General features: G+C 62.5%; 13 protein-coding genes. 6 read left to right on the forward strand and 7 right to left on the reverse strand.

Features of this window, described 5'->3' with window-relative positions; all coding sequences use genetic code 11:
* Positions 1–200: 200 nt before the first annotated feature.
* Complete coding sequence (locus ACSZOQ_RS00840) at positions 201–461, reverse strand: hypothetical protein (RefSeq protein WP_439925893.1); 261 nt, start codon at positions 459–461, stop codon at positions 201–203.
* 158 nt (positions 462–619) lie between these two features.
* Between ACSZOQ_RS00840 and ACSZOQ_RS00845 the strand changes: the two genes are divergently transcribed.
* Positions 620–2,716 carry a M3 family metallopeptidase gene (locus ACSZOQ_RS00845; protein WP_439924235.1) on the forward strand — a complete coding sequence of 699 codons (2,097 nt, stop codon included), beginning with the start codon at positions 620–622 and terminating at the stop codon, positions 2,714–2,716.
* An 82-nt stretch (positions 2,717–2,798) separates the two neighbouring features.
* Here the strand turns inward: ACSZOQ_RS00845 and ACSZOQ_RS00850 are convergent, their stop codons facing one another.
* Complete coding sequence (locus tag ACSZOQ_RS00850) at positions 2,799–3,194, reverse strand: MAPEG family protein (protein ID WP_439924236.1); 396 nt, start codon at positions 3,192–3,194, stop codon at positions 2,799–2,801.
* An 87-nt stretch (positions 3,195–3,281) separates the two neighbouring features.
* Here ACSZOQ_RS00850 and hemH point away from each other — a divergent pair, with 87 nt between their 5' ends.
* From hemH to ACSZOQ_RS00865, 3 genes are all read left to right on the forward strand, one after another.
* Positions 3,282–4,319 carry a ferrochelatase gene (gene hemH, locus ACSZOQ_RS00855; protein ID WP_439924237.1) on the forward strand — a complete coding sequence of 346 codons (1,038 nt, stop codon included), beginning with the start codon at positions 3,282–3,284 and terminating at the stop codon, positions 4,317–4,319.
* Between the two features lie 281 nt (positions 4,320–4,600).
* On the forward strand, positions 4,601–5,602 hold the full coding sequence (locus ACSZOQ_RS00860; protein WP_439924238.1) for an SPFH domain-containing protein: 1,002 nt from the start codon (positions 4,601–4,603) through the stop codon (positions 5,600–5,602).
* 16 nt (positions 5,603–5,618) lie between these two features.
* The gene (locus ACSZOQ_RS00865; RefSeq protein ID WP_439924239.1) at positions 5,619–6,062 is read left to right on the forward strand and encodes an NfeD family protein; all 444 of its coding nucleotides are present in this window, start codon (positions 5,619–5,621) and stop codon (positions 6,060–6,062) included.
* 40 nt (positions 6,063–6,102) lie between these two features.
* On the opposite strand, the gene ACSZOQ_RS00870 is transcribed toward ACSZOQ_RS00865, so the two are convergent.
* Positions 6,103–7,116 (reverse strand): KpsF/GutQ family sugar-phosphate isomerase, encoded by a 1,014-nt coding sequence (locus tag ACSZOQ_RS00870; protein ID WP_439924240.1) that lies wholly within the window; start codon positions 7,114–7,116, stop codon positions 6,103–6,105.
* Positions 7,117–7,384: 268 nt separating this feature from the next.
* Between ACSZOQ_RS00870 and ACSZOQ_RS00875 the strand changes: the two genes are divergently transcribed.
* Positions 7,385–9,007: an outer membrane beta-barrel protein gene (locus ACSZOQ_RS00875; protein ID WP_439924241.1), complete on the forward strand. Its 1,623-nt coding sequence runs from the start codon at positions 7,385–7,387 to the stop codon at positions 9,005–9,007.
* Between the two features lie 117 nt (positions 9,008–9,124).
* On the opposite strand, the gene ACSZOQ_RS00880 is transcribed toward ACSZOQ_RS00875, so the two are convergent.
* The 3 genes from ACSZOQ_RS00880 to ACSZOQ_RS00890 all read right to left on the reverse strand — a co-directional run bounded on the left by ACSZOQ_RS00880 (position 9,125) and on the right by ACSZOQ_RS00890 (position 12,146).
* Positions 9,125–10,702 (reverse strand): FGGY-family carbohydrate kinase, encoded by a 1,578-nt coding sequence (locus ACSZOQ_RS00880; RefSeq protein ID WP_439924242.1) that lies wholly within the window; start codon positions 10,700–10,702, stop codon positions 9,125–9,127.
* 201 nt (positions 10,703–10,903) lie between these two features.
* Positions 10,904–11,467 (reverse strand): DUF2478 domain-containing protein, encoded by a 564-nt coding sequence (locus ACSZOQ_RS00885; RefSeq protein WP_439924243.1) that lies wholly within the window; start codon positions 11,465–11,467, stop codon positions 10,904–10,906.
* Between the two features lie 319 nt (positions 11,468–11,786).
* Positions 11,787–12,146 carry a winged helix-turn-helix domain-containing protein gene (locus ACSZOQ_RS00890; protein WP_439925895.1) on the reverse strand — a complete coding sequence of 120 codons (360 nt, stop codon included), beginning with the start codon at positions 12,144–12,146 and terminating at the stop codon, positions 11,787–11,789.
* Here ACSZOQ_RS00890 and ACSZOQ_RS00895 point away from each other — a divergent pair.
* Positions 12,028–12,324, forward strand: coding sequence for a hypothetical protein (locus ACSZOQ_RS00895; RefSeq protein WP_439926170.1), 297 nt, complete (start codon positions 12,028–12,030; stop codon positions 12,322–12,324). The two genes, ACSZOQ_RS00890 and ACSZOQ_RS00895, sit on opposite strands and share 119 nt — an antisense overlap.
* Here the strand turns inward: ACSZOQ_RS00895 and ACSZOQ_RS00900 are convergent.
* The gene (locus ACSZOQ_RS00900; RefSeq protein ID WP_439924244.1) at positions 12,281–14,857 is read right to left on the reverse strand and encodes a DUF3772 domain-containing protein; all 2,577 of its coding nucleotides are present in this window, start codon (positions 14,855–14,857) and stop codon (positions 12,281–12,283) included. The two genes, ACSZOQ_RS00895 and ACSZOQ_RS00900, sit on opposite strands and share 44 nt — an antisense overlap.
* Positions 14,858–15,163: the final 306 nt, after the last annotated feature.

Genomic DNA, 15,163 nt, shown 5'->3' on the forward strand with positions numbered 1-15,163 from the left:
ATTGGGCAGAAGCGGAGATATGTCTTTTGACCCGGCTTCGCAAGATTTTTTTTGATGCGCAGCGCGGTTTCTCCACGACGCGGTCGATAGGGCGCTGAGGCCCGGGCCGAAGATGAACAGATGTTCAAATTGTTTAATGAAACGATAAGTGGGACGCGCGTGCAGGCGACAAGGTTAGCCTTGTGCCGCAGTGGCTTCTGTCAGGTGCGCCGCACGAAGGGTTCGACGCGCTGGGCTGCGCGGATGAAGTTGACCATCACAAACACACCGATCGCGAACAGCACCGCCTGGAGGATGTGCGCCTCCGTTTCGCTGAGCCCGAACAGAATGGCGAGTGCCCAGCCGCCGGCGAACGCTGCGCCGAAGACTTCCGCGCCGATCAGGATCGCCGCCGAGATGACGGTGATGACGCTGGGCCAGACGATCTGGCGCGAGGTGGAAGCGGACGGTTGCGAGCTCATGTCAAAAGGGTCCCATTCGTGGGCGGCAATCTCTCTGAAAATGCCGGCCGCGGCAAGCGCCAAAGGCGCCAAAAAGCTCCGTCGCATGTTATAGTTTCGATGTATCCGCGTAACTGCAATATGTGCAGCAACGGGCAAAAGGCAAAAGCAGGACGCTCATGTCAGACACGCCTCAATCGCCGGCTTCCGGTTCAGTCTCCAGCCCGGACAACCCGCTGCTGAAGCCGTGGCAGACGCCTTTCCAGACCCCGCCATTCGGAGAGATCACGCCCGAACACTTCTTGCCGGCCTTCGAGCAGGCGTTCATCGATCATGCCGCCGAGGTCGCCGCCATCACTCATGATCCGTCGGCGCCGGACTTTGCCAATACCATCACCGCGCTGGAACGCTCCGGCAAGCTGCTCGCGAAGGTATCGGCGGTGTTCTACGACCTAGTGTCGGCGCACTCCAATCCGGCGCTGCTCGCGATCGACAAGGATATTTCCTTGCGGATGGCGCGGCACTGGAACCCGATCATGATGAACGCCGTGCTGTTCGGCCGCATCGCGCAAATACATGAGAATCGCACCACGCTCGCACTGACGCCGGAGCAGTTGCGCCTCCTGGAACGCACCTATACGCGCTTCCACCGGGCCGGCGCCGGCCTCGACGACACCGCCAAGGTGCGGATGGCCGAAATCAACGAACGGCTGGCCCATCTCGGCACCACCTTTAGCCACCATCTGCTCGGCGACGAGCAGGAATGGCTCCTGGAACTCGGCGAGGACGATCTCGACGGCCTTCCCGACAGCTTCGTCGCGGCTGCGCGTGCCGCTGCGGAGGAACGCGCGCTGCCCGGCAAGGCGATCGTGACCACATCGCGCTCCTCGATGGAGCCGTTCCTCAACAGTTCTAATCGACGCGACCTTCGTGAGAAGGTCTACAAGGCCTTCACCGCGCGCGGCAACAACGGCAACGCCAACGACAACAACGCGACCATCGTGGAGATCCTCGCGCTCCGCGAGGAGAGCGCAAACCTCCTGGGCTACCCGACCTTCGCCGTCTACCGTCTCGAGGACTCCATGGCCAAGACGCCGGAAGCCGCGCGCAGCCTGCTGGAGCGGGTCTGGAAACCGGCCCGGGCGCGGGCGCTCGCTGACCGCGATGCCCTGCAGGCCTTGATCGCCGAGGAAGGCGGCAACTTCACCCTCGCGCCGTGGGACTGGCGCTACTACGCCGAAAAGCTGCGGCAGATCCGCGCCGACTTCGACGACGCCGCGATCAAGCCGTATCTGACGCTGGAAGGCATGATTGCCGCTGCCTTCGACTGCGCGAATCGGCTGTTCGGGCTCACCTTCTTGGAGCGTAACGATATCCCGGTCTGGCATCCGGACGTGCGGGTCTGGGAGGTGAAGGATGCCTCGGGCAAGCATCAGGCGCTGTTCTATGGGGATTACTTCGCCCGCGCCTCGAAGCGGTCCGGCGCGTGGATGACGTCGCTGCGCGATCAGCAGAAGCTCGACGGCGAGGTCGCGCCGCTGGTGCTCAACATCTGCAACTTCGCCAAGGGCGCGGAGGGCCAGCCCGCACTGCTGTCGCCGGACGATGCGCGCACCCTGTTCCATGAGTTCGGCCATGGTCTGCATGGCATGCTGTCCAACGTGACCTATCCGTCGCTGTCGGGCACCAGCGTGTTTATTGATTTCGTCGAGCTGCCCTCGCAGCTTTACGAGCACTGGCAGGAGCAGCCGCAGGTGTTGCGGCAATTCGCAAAGCACTATCAGACCGGCGAGCCGTTGCCGGACGATCTGCTCAAGCGCTTCCTTGCGGCGCGACAATTCAACCAGGGCTTTGCCACCGTCGAATTCGTGGCTTCGGCACTGATAGACCTGGAGTTCCACAGCCAGCCGGCTTCGGCGGTTCGCGATGTCGGGGCTTTCGAGCGCACCGAGCTGGAGAAGATCGGCATGCCCGCCGAGATTTCACTGCGGCACCGGCCGACCCAGTTCGGCCACATCTTTTCCGGCGATCATTACGCGGCCGGCTATTACAGCTACATGTGGTCGGAAGTGATGGACGCCGATGCCTTCGGAGCCTTCGAGGAGACCGGCGACATCTTCGATCCGGCCACCGCGAAGCGGCTGCACGATGACATCTATTCGTCGGGCGGTTCGCGCGATCCGGAAGAAGCCTATGTCGCTTTCCGCGGCCGCAAGCCGGAAGCCGACGCGCTGTTGCGCCGTCGCGGACTACTGGAAACGCCGCAGGCGGCGTAGGGCGCTTCAAATCTTGCCGAAACTCATCGTCGGGCACCGCAACGTGGATGGCCGAGGTCGGGCTGGCGTTTGAGCTGGACTCTTAAGGCAGCCAGTGCCGGACTGCAGGCAGGAAGAAGATTACCGTGTTGATCGCAAAACCGACACCCCAGAGGATCGACCGCAGCGTCGGTCGGTCGCCGATATAGGTCAGGACGTAAGCGGCGCGGACGATCAGGAACAGGATCGCCAGCTCGTCGATCAAATGCTGGGGCGAGGCGCGAAATTCCGCGAGCAGCACGGCGACCGCGAAAAACGGAAAGGCCTCGATGCCGTTCAGATGCGCCCCGAGCGCGCGGCCGCGCAGCGGATCGTCGTAGAAAACGGGATCGCGCGGGCGAGCGTTGTCGAAGCCGGGAGACCCCAGCGCCTTGAATGGCACGATCGTCAGCAGGTACAGAATGACCGCCCCGAAGACACACCATTCGGCGACCGTCATGCCAACCCCCTTCGCGGTCAATTTCGGAACAGTATCGGCAGATGCGCGGGCTTGACAAGAACGGGCAGGCGCGCGAATCCAGACAGCATGACGGTCGTTATTCCTATCGGGAAGGCCAAGACCGCGGCGGGTGCGCCGCGGGAGCGCGTCGGCGTTTTGCTGGTCAATCTCGGCACGCCTGACACCGCTGATGCGCGCGGCTTGCGGGTCTATCTGAAGGAATTTCTGTCCGATCCGCGCGTCATCGAGAAGCAGGGTCTGGTCTGGAAGTTGGCGCTGAATGGCGTCATTCTGAATACCCGCCCGCGCCGCAAGGCCCGCGACTACCTGAAGATCTGGAACACCGAGAAGAACGAGTCGCCGCTCAAGACCATCACGCGCGCGCAGTCCGACAAGCTTGCGGCTGCGATCGCGGATCACGATCATGTTGTCGTGGATTGGGCGATGCGTTATGGCAACCCGTCGATGCGCTCGCGCATCGCGGCGCTGATGGCACAGGGCTGTGACCGGCTGCTTGTGGTGCCCCTTTATCCGCAATATTCAGCCGCGACGACGGCAACCGTATGCGACGAGGCATTTCGCGTGTTGGGCGAGATGCGCGCGCAGCCGACACTGCGAGTGACGCCGCCATACTACGACGATCCCGATTATGTCGACGCGCTGGCGGTTTCGATCGAGACGCATCTCGCATCGCTCTCGTTCACGCCCGAGATTATCATGGCGTCATTCCACGGAATGCCGCAGTCGTATGTCGACAAGGGCGATCCTTACCAGGCGCAATGCGTGGCGACCACCGAGGCCCTGCGCAAGCGCATGGGGCTTGATGCGAAAAAGCTAATGCTGACGTTCCAGTCGCGTTTCGGCTTCGATCAATGGCTGCAGCCCTACACCGACAAGACTGTCGAGAAGCTGGCGAAGGACGGCGTCAAGCGTATCGCCATCGTCACGCCCGGCTTCTCCGCCGATTGTCTGGAGACGCTGGAGGAAATCGCGCAGGAGAATGCGGAAATCTTCCGCCATAACGGCGGCGAGGAGTTCAGTGCGATTCCGTGCCTGAACGACAGCGATCCCGGCATGGATGTCATCCGGAAGATGGTGCTGCGCGAGCTTCAGGGCTGGATTTAGGCGCGGCGCTAGTCAGGTCTGAGCAAAGCGCGGTCCGACCACAAACGCCGCGCCGAACCCGGAATCCAGTATTCACGGATTCTCTTCGCGTTATTGGATTCCCGACAGCCGCTGACGCGGCTTCGGCAATGACGAAGAGGGTGTTCGGCCTGCCGCGCCCTCGCTTTCCGCCAATCGAACCTTACATCTTTCGGTAGCGACCAACCGGGGGTTCACCGCTTTGCACTCGCGCGGGGCACGCCTCGCATTCCAGATGGACTGCGCCCCGCAGGGAGATTTTCATGACCGGGTTCGATATTTTTGCGATTGTCTTCGTGGCGCTCGTGATCCTGACGCTGTTAGCCGGCGTCAAGACCGTGCCGCAGGGTTACGACTGGACCATCGAACGGTTCGGCAAGTACACGCGGACGCTCGATCCCGGTCTCAATCTCATTGTTCCCTATATCGACCGGGTCGGGCGCAAGATGAACATGATGGAGCAGGTGATCGACATTCCCAAGCAGGAGGTCATCACCAAGGACAACGCGACTGTCAGCGTGGACGGCGTTGCCTTCTACCAGGTGTTCGATGCCGCCAAGGCGAGCTACGAGGTGGCGAACCTCCACCAGGCCATCGTGACGTTGACCATGACCAACATCCGCTCGGTGATGGGCTCCATGGATCTCGACCAGGTGCTGTCGCATCGCGACGAGATCAATGAGCGGCTGCTGCGCGTGGTCGACGCCGCGGTGTCTCCGTGGGGGCTCAAGGTCAACCGCATCGAAATCAAGGACATCGTGCCGCCGGCCGATCTCGTGCAGGCGATGGGCCGGCAGATGAAGGCGGAGCGCGAGAAGCGCGCCGACATTCTTCAGGCTGAAGGCCAGCGCCAGTCGGCGATTCTCAAGGCCGAGGGCCAGAAGCAGTCGCAGATTCTCGAGGCCGAAGGCCGTAAAGAAGCCGCCTTCCGCGATGCCGAGGCGCGCGAGCGGTCGGCGGAAGCCGAGGCTCAGGCGACGCGGATGGTGAGTGAGGCGATCGCCAAGGGCGATGTGGCATCGCTCAATTACTTCATCGCCGACAAGTACATCAAGGCGTTCGGTCAGCTTGCCAATTCGCCAAACCAGAAGGTTGTGATGCTGCCGATAGAAGCGACCAGCATGCTGGCGTCATTGGCCGGCATCGGCGAAATCGCCAAGGCCACCTTCGGCGAGAGCGCGGCGGCCGCTGCGGTGGCCACCCGGCGGGGAGCGGTGCCGAATGCGGGCGCGCCGGTGCCGCCGCCGCCCCAGTCGCAGAGGTAGGATCAGGGAGCGTTTTATGGCTGACATGTTCGCGTCGCTGGGAACCTGGAACTGGCTCATCTTCGGCCTTATCCTGATGGGGCTCGAATTGCTGGCGCCGGGTGTGTTCCTGTTCTGGCTCGGACTCGCCGCGTTCCTGGTCGGCACGCTGTCGTTCGTCATTGATCCGACCTGGCAAATGCAGATTTTGATGTTTGCCGTGTTCGCTGTCGCGGCGGTGCCGCTGTGGCGCCGCGTGGCGCGGGCGAAGCCGGGCGCCAGCAACAGCCCGTTTCTCAACAAGCGCGCCGATGCGCTGGTCGGGCGCGTGTTCACGCTGGAGAAGCCGATCGTCGACGGCACCGGCACGGTGCGGATCGACGACACCATCTGGCGGGTGGCGGGGCCGGATGCGCCGGCGGGCAGCCGGGTGAAGGTCGTGAAGGCCGACGGCGCGAGCCTCACGGTGGCTGTGGCGTAGCAGTCCGGCCGCTCGCGGGCCGAACGATGCGCGCAAATGGTTATACCACGCCGGCGCGCAGCAGGTCGTGCAGATGCACGATGCCGACCGGCTTCTTCCCGTCGGTCACGATCAGCGCCGTGATCTTCGACGAGTTGAGGATTGCCAGCACCTCGCTGGCCAGAAGGTCGCGTCCGATCGTCTTTGGATTTCTGGTCATGACATCGTCGACGCTGGCGGTCATCAGGTCGGGGCGCATGTGACGGCGCAGGTCGCCGTCGGTGACGATGCCGACGATGTGCCCATGGCCGTCGATGACGCCGACGCAACCGAACCCCTTCGATGTCATCTCGACCAGCGCATCGGACATTTTGGTGCCGAGCGGCTTCAGCGGGACAGCGTCGCCGCTGTGCATCAGGTCACGCGTGTATTTCAGCAGCGCGCCGAGTTTGCCGCCCGGATGCAGAACGCCGAAGTCGACCGAGGTGAAGCCGCGGCCTTCCAGCAATGCGATAGCGAGTGCATCGCCCAGCGCCAGTTGCATCAGCGACGACGTCGTCGGCGCAAGATTGTGCGGGCAAGCCTCGCGCGCCTTCGGCAGCACCAGCGCGACATCGGCGGCGGTGCCCAGCGTTGAGTCGTGCTCCGCGGTCATGGCGATCAGGGCGATACGAAAGCGCTTGGCATAGGTGATGAGGTTTTTCATCTCCGGCTGTTCGCCGGACCACGACAGTGCCATGATGACATCGTCGGCGGTGATCATGCCGAGATCGCCATGACTGGCTTCCGTTGCATGGACGAAAAACGCCGGCGTGCCGGTCGACGCGAAGGTCGCTGCGATCTTGCGGCCGATGTGGCCGGACTTGCCGAGACCGGTGATGATCAGCCGCCCCTTGGCGTTGCGGATCATGTCGGCGGCAGCGACGAATGCAGGACCGAGATCGGATTTGAGCGCTGCAGCGAGCGCAGTCACGCCGCCGGCCTCCGTCTCGAACGTTCGCAACGCGGACTCGATCGCCGCGTTCGCCTGATCGGTCATGGCGGATGTCACCGTCCCTGATTTTACTGAGGTCATGCCTGGTTCCGTGATGGGACGGAGAACGCCGTTCCGGTCATTTGCCCGTGCTTAGCACGGCTGCTCCTGCGATGCAGCCAGCGCATTCTCAACGGCCCATTAACCATACTTGTTTTAACTCCATTAACGATAAGGTCCGCCGCGCCTCCGGCGAGCTTTTGTAAATATATGTTTCTGCTGGAGTTTTCTGATCGTGACTTGGGGTCCACCGAGGGGCCGCCGGCAGCGCGCTTCGACATGGCGCGCGGCTCTGGCCTGCCTTGCCCTCATGGCTCCGGGATGCTCGGTCGCGGAGGCGCAAACACTCACCCGCGATCTCATGAACCCGGCTCGTGGCGGATTTTTTCAGCCGCAGAATTCTGACCTGCGCCGGACCAGTGATACCGGTGGCGATGATGCCGAGTCGACCTCGTCGATAGCAGCCCCGTCGCGCATCGGCAGAATCCCCACCTACGGCGTGCCCGCGGCAGAAGGTGCCGGCGACACCGGTTATGACTCGCTCAATCGCCGTCGCAAGAAGCCAAAACCCTATCCCGGCACACGGAAACCGAAACAGCCGCCGGGGCCGGGCAATTTCGTCGCTGTTCCGCCGCCGCCGCCATTGTCAGTCCCGCCCTCATCAACCGCGAACAAGACGCCAGTCGCACCGGCGATGGCGGGGAGGGTGGAAGGACAGCCCGCGCGCCGCCGCCTAAAGCGCGATGACGATCCGTTCGGCGCCGTGGGCAATTATGTCGGCAGCTTCCTCGTCAAGTCAGCGGTCGAGCTATGGGGCGGCTACGACACCAATCCCGGCCGGTTCAGCAAGCCGGAGGGCTCGGCGTTCTACATGGTATCGCCCGAATTTGTCGCCGCATCCAATTGGGAGCGCCACTCTGTCATCGTCGATCTGCGCGGATCGTTCACCGGGTATGGCAGAACATTTCCGCCTAGCGTCGATAACTCCGGTCAGCCGATCGTGTCGCCCGTACCGACGAACGTGGATCGGCCGGATTTCACCGGCAAGGTCGATGGACGTCTCGACGTGACGCACGATACCCGCATCAATTCGGAGCTGCGGTTGCGGATCGGCACCGACAATCCGGGCAGTCCCAATATCCAGGCTGGCCTCGAGAGGTATCCGCTCTATGCGACCACCGGCGGGACGGCTGGCATTGAGCACGACTTCAACCGGCTGCAAGTTTCGCTGAACGGGACCGTAGACCGCACGACCTATCAGAACTCGCAATTGACGGATGGCACGTCTACCACCAACGACGATCGCAACTTCAACCAGTATGGCGGCGTGGCGCGCGTGAGCTACGATCTGCTGCCCGGCGTCAAGCCGTTCGGTGAGGTTGAGGCCGACACCCGCGTTCACGACACGCGGCTCGATCGCAGCGGTTTCCAGCGCGATTCCAATGGCGGTTACGCCAAGGTCGGGACCAGCTTTGAGCTGACGCGTCTGTTGATAGGCGAGGCCTCCATCGGCTATGCGGCGCGGAACTACGTCGATCCACGTCTCAACAATCTGACCGGTCTGCTCACCAGCGCGTCGCTGGTATGGTCGGCGACGCCGCTGACTACGGCGAAGTTCATCTCGATCACGTCGATCGACGAATCCACGCTGGTCGACGTCTCCGGTGTCTTGACGCGCACCTATACCTTCGAGATCGATCACGATTTCCGCCGCTGGCTGACCGCGATCGGCAGGTTCACCTACGGCACGCAGGATTATCAGGGTTCAACCCGCTCCGACGAAATCTACTCGCTTTCCGGCGATCTCGTTTACAAGCTGACCCGCGAATTCCAGATCAAGGCGCAGGTGCGCCGCGATATTCTGAGTTCGAACATTCCCGGCGCAAGTTCGGCGTCGACGGTTGTAATGCTCGGCGTCCGTTTGCAGCGCTAGATTATAGCGTTTTCGAGCGAAGTGGGTACCGGTTCGCGTGAAGAAAACGCGTCAAATCAAAATCATAGAGATCGCTTTCATTCCGTCAGAAGCGGAAAGGCTCCGTGTTGGAGTCCGTCATGCGAGCCGCGATAACGCCCGGCGATGCTCGTGCATCAACAAAAACGCGCGATAGCGTTGGTCGAAGAAATCGCGCGCCGCGGGAGCTGGCTGCACGGTTCGGCCGATGCGGGTCATCGCCGTCGCGGCCGCCGTAACCGATGGATAAAGCCCGCAGCCGGCGGCGGCGACACATGCGGTTCCCAGCAGCACGCCGTCCGGTTGTTCGGGCAGGGATACCGCGACACCGGCGGCGTCGGCGTAGAGCTGGACCAGCAGCGGGCTCGCCGCATGGCCTCCGGTCAACCGGATTTTGTCAATGGCGTAACCAGCGTCGTTGAGGGCATCAATGATGTGTCGCGTTCCGAGCGCGATGCCGATCGCAGTCGCGAAATAAAGCCGGGTCAGCGAGTCCGCTGACGCGTCGAGACGCAGCCCGTGGATCACGCCGACGGAATCGGGATCGGCGAGTGGCGAACGGTTGCCGTGAAAGTCCGGCAGCACATGCAGGTTCTCGACGAATGCTAAACCGTCGGCGGCCAGTGATGCCTCGATCCGGGCCGCCATCACGGCGTGCCGGTCCGCACCAAGCGATTGTCCCTCCGCGTGGAGGTCGAGAATGTGATCGAGCAACGAGCCGGTGGCGGACTGGCCGGCCTCGTTCAGCCAGTGGCACGGGAGCATCGCGTTGTAATAGGGACCCCATATGCCGGGAATTTGCCTGGGATCCGGCGAGGCCGCCATGTGGCACGAGGATGTGCCGGCGATCATGGCGAGCGTCTCGTTGAGGCCGGTTGCGTCGAGGCCGCCGAGCACGCCGATGCCGCCAGCATGCGCGTCAATCACGCCGACGCCGACAACGCAGTCGCTGGGCAGACCAAGCTGGCTGGCGCTTTCAGTCGTCAGAGTACCAGCGCTTGTTCCGATCGGTTGCGTCGAGGCGGGAAGCGCTGCCCTGTCCTGCAAATCATCGAGCCCCACCCGCGACAGGAAATCGCTTTGCCAACCCGGCCGCTCGTGGGAGAGATAGGTCCATTTGCACGTCACCGTGCAAGTGGAGATCGCGGCGCAGCCCGTCGCCTTCCAAGCTAGGAAGTCGGTGAGGTCGAGCACGAGCCCATAGCGGCGCCACGCATCGGGGCAATGCCGCTTCAGCCAGAGCAACTTCGGAATTTCCATTTCCGGCGACATCACATTGCCGACGTGATCCAGCACGCGATGGCGGGTGGCGGTGATCTCATCGGCTTCCGCGGTGGCCCGATGGTCGGCCCACATGATCACGTTCCAGCGATCCTCGCCGGTCACGGAGGCTGTGACCGGGCGACCGGCGCGATCAAGGGTCACGAGCGAGCAGGTAGCGTCGAAGGCGATACCCTTGACCTCATCGCTAGCGATGTGTCCCGCCGCAACGGCTCCGCGCACCGCTTGGCAGACAGCGGTCCAGATTTCATCGGAACTGTGCTCGGCATGATCGGTTTGGGGATGGGCGGTCGCGAACGGAGCTGCGGCGCGCGCAAGCAGAACGCCGCGCTCGTCGAACACTCCGGCACGCGCGCTGCTCGATCCGACATCCACCGCGATCACAAGATCTGGCATGCAGTCATCTACCGATGAAACGTGGTTCGGAGCTATTCCGGCGTCGATCGAATCCGGCTCCAGCTTCTGTTTTGACACGTTTTCTTTGACCGAGCCGGTCTCCACTTGCTCGAAAACGCTATAACGGCGTGTGGGGGACAGGCGGCTCCGGCAGCACAACGCCAGCAGGCCGGCTGCTTGGGGCTTTCCGGAAGGAGAAATCTATTTGATTACTTCGCAGACCGTCAAATGATCAGGTGGGCGAAGGCTGCCGGCATGGGCCGACACGAGGCTCCACCACGCATCCAGCGATTCCCGGTCGCAGTGCAATTTGACGGTCATCCCGCCGGCGAATTTGATCCAGTCTGCAAAATGGTGGCTTGGCACCGCGATCACGACCGGAATATCGGCGCCGAGCGCGCGCTCGATCAGATGGACGAGGCCCTTGCCCTCGCGCTCCTGCCGGCCAAAACGGTTGACGATCAGGATGTCCGCACCCTCGTCGAGGATTCTTGCAATCCGTTCACCGGCGCCCGTCAGTTGTCCGAGGTCGAGCCGGCGCCCCGCCGAATAGGTGTCCATATTCTGGAACAGCCGAAGTTGTTCGCCGGTAGGGACCAGCGTCGCTGAAAGGCTTGCATCGGGGTGGTGGCGGCTAAGCTGAACGATACCCACGGCCCGGTGGCCGTTTGCGTTCAGACCGGAGGCGAATTCGCGCAGAACCTCGTCGGGATCCTGGCGCTCATCATAAACCAAAGCGGCAAGGTCGCATTGGGCGTCGAACATGATCCGCCTCCTTATCAAGGGCGCGGCGGCGCTTGCCGCGATTTTGCGCCCGGTCCGGAACGACCGAAGCCGCGTGTTTGGCTTTTCTATCCGTGCGGGCCCTTGAACGAGCCTTTGACGCTATAGCCTGATATATATCACGACAGGGAGGGTTAGGCCATAGCGCAGGCGACTGGCCGTGAAGACGAGCGAATAAATATCGGGACGCGTCCGGTTGCGCCGCCGGACTGCTCGACATCATGGCGCCTGGATCGACAAATCCTGGCGTTTTTTGCCGAAAAGCGGTCGCTTCGGTGCCGCGGCTTTGCCGCGTGGCCTGCTATCGTTCCGCGTTTCTTTTCGGGTGCCGGATGTCGTTTCGCAGCGCCTCGAGTTCTTTATGAACCGCGGTTGCGGCGTCGCGCTCGATCTTGCGATAGCGTGCGACCAGGGAGACCCCGAACGGGGTCAGGACCGCGCCGCCGCCATTCTTGCCGCCGGTTTGCCGCGCGACCGCCGCCTGCCGGCAGATGCGGTTTATTTCATCGACGAGATCCCAGGCGCGCTTGTAGGACATGTCCATGGCACGTCCGGCGGCCGAAATCGAACCGCAAGTATGGATGCTCTCGAGCAACTCGATTTTGCCCGGTCCAATACGGCCTTTTGCGTCGAGATCGATTCGCAAGCTCAATGACGGCATTGATTTGTTGGATGAAGCCTGCATGTCACGTCCGATGGTGTCTGGAAGCAGGAACTATACATCATTCAATGTCGAACGTCAGCTTTCCAATGATGCTATTCAGCGTACTCGCTTTCGAGAAGAGCGGGCGATACTCATCCGCGATCACCTTGCCGTGTTGGAAGCGATTCGTGCGTAAAAGGCTCGGCCGCGCCACCACCCCAGCCACCCGGAGAGCGGCGCTTTGATGCACCGGAGCGTTCGGTTCCGGCCAGGTCGCGCACGAGAGCTTCGATGCGATCGAGATCCCGTATATGCAGGTCCCGTTGAGGGTTTGGAAGGTTGATTCCCTCCTTGCGGAAGCGTTTGAGGATCTCAAGCCTGACCTCATTGGCGGCGCCGGCGTCGATGCCGATATGCGCGACGTGAAAGAACACCGTGAACTCCAGCGCGTCGGCGCCAAAATTGCCAAGAACGGCAAACGGCTCGGGTGACTTCAGCGCACGTGGATGGTGCGCGACGATATCGAGCAGGATTTCGATAACCTTGTCCGGGTCGGCATCATAGGAAGTGCCAACCGCCACCGACAGCCGGGCTGAATAGCTGCCGTGCATCCAGTTGACGACCTGTCCGCTGATCAGGTCTGCGTTCGGCACGATCACCGAGAGGTTGTCGTATGTCGCGATCTCCGTGGCGCGCACATTGATGCGTTTCACGACGCCCATGCGGGTGCCGACCTCGATGCGGTCTCCGACCTTGATTGGGCGCTCCACGAGGAGAATCAGACCGGAAACGAAGTTGTTGATGATGGATTGCAGTCCGAAGCCGATGCCGACCGACAGCGCGCCGGCGACGATGGCGACGTTTTGCAGGTTGAGGCCGACGTACGACAGCGCGACCAGGCTGGCGAGAATGACACCCGCATAACCCGCGCCGGTGCCGATCGAACTGCGAACGCCGACATCGAGATTGGTTTCGGGCAGGAAACGCTCCTCAAGCCATCGCTTGAGCGCGCGCGTGGCGACGACACCGATGATGAGAACAGCTACCGCGCCGAGAATCGCGGACGGCGAAATGGTGATGTTGCCGATCTGAAAGCTGAAGAATGCCGAAGACATTGACGTGACAACGTCGTCGGAGCGGATCCCCCATGTCGTGAGCACCACGAAGGCCGTCAACCCGATCAGGGACAGTTGGATGAGGCCGCCGAGCACCGCGGCGATCTGCCGGACCGCGCTGCTCCCGAGACCCGCGGTTTGCCGCAGAAGACGGCCGATCGCGCCATGAAAGGCGAACGTCGTTTTGATGAGAACCGCAGCGAACCGGCTCAGCAGCACGTAGCTCATCAGCGCGGCGACCAGCACCACCATTTCAATGGTGACAAACCGGGCAAACGCGACATACCCCCCGAGCGGTCCGAGGACGGCGGCCGTGGCCATCACCCAGCCCACGGGAATCAGCAAGCGCCACGCGGATCTATTCGCGGAAGAAGGTGTGGTGGTTTCGTCGTCAGCTTCGGTGGCAGCCGCAACGCGAAGCGCGCCCATGAAGAGGAGCGCCTTCGCAATGGCAATCATGCCCTGACTTGCTATCGAAAGTTCGACGGGGGCTGCAATCGCGAGGTTTATGGCGTCCACAAACACGCCGAATGCGATGACCATGGCGAGCAGGACCGAGAAGGATATCATCCCGTCGGCCGCGGCATTGTCGAGTTCGATCAGACGCCAGGTCGGACGACCCGGTGCAAGGACTGCAATCGTCAGGCGGACAAAGAAGAAGGCAAAGGTGATGCCCAGGAACAAGGCACGAACGATGGGATTTACGTCGTCGGGTAGAACCCCGAGCATCATGAGCGCCTGGTAGAGCACGAGCAGTGCGACGGCCGTGAGCGTGGTGTCGGCAAGGACAATGACGGCGGCGGAACCGGTCTTCCGCAGCGGGCTGGGATTGGCAATCTCGGGATCGCGTTTTGTCCAGCGTGACCACCAGCGCCGCCCCGGGGACAAAAAGAACCCAAGCACCACGATGGCTGCGATAACGAAGCCGGATGCGGCGCGAAGCGGCTGTGACGCCAGCACCCGGCCCCATTTGGAGACGAGCTCGACGAAGTGGCCGGCGGCGATCGGAACGGCGGTTGCGGCCGTGATCCAGAAAGTGGGATTGACCAGGCTCGCCGAGCGCTGCAGCACGGAATCGTTGAATATCGCGCGCCGTCGATCCGAGATCGCGTCGATTGTTTGCTGAGCCCGTACGTTGATGAGCTTGGCCTGCTGAATAATGCCCTGACGGGCGGCGGTTTCCGCCACCAGTTTGGCGCGCTCGAGCTTTACGTCGTCCGACGGTGGAGCGGTCGCTTCCGGATTTGGCGCGAGTTCGGCGGCCCGCGCGGTCGCCGCTTCGAGCCGAGGCGTCATTCCCGATATCAGGTCGCGCGCTTCGCTCTGCGTCGCTGCGGCGCGACTCCGGAGACCGTTCAACACGGCATCGTCGATCACGCGGGAGCGCAGCGCCGCCTCGACCTGATCAAGCGTCTGCTTCCAGCCGTCGAGTTTCGACTGTGCCCGAGGAAACTGCGGCGCCGGTACGGACGGCAGATCTTCAGCCGGGGCGGCCGCCGGGGGCGCGGCGGCCGGGTTCGCCGGTTTGGCAGTCCCGGGCGCAGGCGTCCCGGCGTGCAACGGCATCCATGATAAAAACACGATGAAGAAAATTGCCGCGCGGATTGTCTTCATGACTCTCTTGCCTACCGAACAGTGCAGGAATTGACGATGCAGCCTTCCAGAACGGAATGGCGGAGCCGGCCGTGACGGTTTCCGCTGCTGCCGGTTATGCGATGCGCGTGAGGGCGCGCTGTGATTCTCCGAAATGATAGGCAGAATTCCGCCTATTGTATGCCGCGCGCGGATACCTTATGTCTAAGACATTGATATTATGTGCATATTTATTGATTTTGGCGTCTGAGTGATCCATCTCACAGTGTCCTCGCTGTCGATGATCCAGGGTGCGGCATCGACCACGGCCGCGGAGTTCACGGCCAG

Origin of the sequence: Nitrobacter sp. JJSN, assembly GCF_051912485.1 — a bacterium.
Lineage (GTDB): Bacteria > Pseudomonadota > Alphaproteobacteria > Rhizobiales > Xanthobacteraceae > Nitrobacter.

Excerpts from the sequence above, each read along its gene's own strand:
- ACSZOQ_RS00840 (WP_439925893.1), bottom strand. The coding sequence starts at position 461 with ATGAGCTCGCAACCGTCCGCTTCCACCTCGCGCCAGATCGTCTGGCCC.
- ACSZOQ_RS00845 (WP_439924235.1), top strand. The coding sequence starts at position 620 with ATGTCAGACACGCCTCAATCGCCGGCTTCCGGTTCAGTCTCCAGCCCG.
- ACSZOQ_RS00850 (WP_439924236.1), bottom strand. The coding sequence starts at position 3,194 with ATGACGGTCGCCGAATGGTGTGTCTTCGGGGCGGTCATTCTGTACCTG.
- hemH (WP_439924237.1), top strand. The coding sequence starts at position 3,282 with ATGACGGTCGTTATTCCTATCGGGAAGGCCAAGACCGCGGCGGGTGCG.
- ACSZOQ_RS00860 (WP_439924238.1), top strand. The coding sequence starts at position 4,601 with ATGACCGGGTTCGATATTTTTGCGATTGTCTTCGTGGCGCTCGTGATC.
- ACSZOQ_RS00865 (WP_439924239.1), top strand. The coding sequence starts at position 5,619 with ATGGCTGACATGTTCGCGTCGCTGGGAACCTGGAACTGGCTCATCTTC.
- ACSZOQ_RS00870 (WP_439924240.1), bottom strand. The coding sequence starts at position 7,116 with ATGACCTCAGTAAAATCAGGGACGGTGACATCCGCCATGACCGATCAG.
- ACSZOQ_RS00875 (WP_439924241.1), top strand. The coding sequence starts at position 7,385 with ATGGCTCCGGGATGCTCGGTCGCGGAGGCGCAAACACTCACCCGCGAT.
- ACSZOQ_RS00880 (WP_439924242.1), bottom strand. The coding sequence starts at position 10,702 with ATGCCAGATCTTGTGATCGCGGTGGATGTCGGATCGAGCAGCGCGCGT.
- ACSZOQ_RS00885 (WP_439924243.1), bottom strand. The coding sequence starts at position 11,467 with ATGTTCGACGCCCAATGCGACCTTGCCGCTTTGGTTTATGATGAGCGC.
- ACSZOQ_RS00895 (WP_439926170.1), top strand. The coding sequence starts at position 12,028 with ATGGCACGTCCGGCGGCCGAAATCGAACCGCAAGTATGGATGCTCTCG.
- ACSZOQ_RS00890 (WP_439925895.1), bottom strand. The coding sequence starts at position 12,146 with ATGCCGTCATTGAGCTTGCGAATCGATCTCGACGCAAAAGGCCGTATT.
- ACSZOQ_RS00900 (WP_439924244.1), bottom strand. The coding sequence starts at position 14,857 with ATGAAGACAATCCGCGCGGCAATTTTCTTCATCGTGTTTTTATCATGG.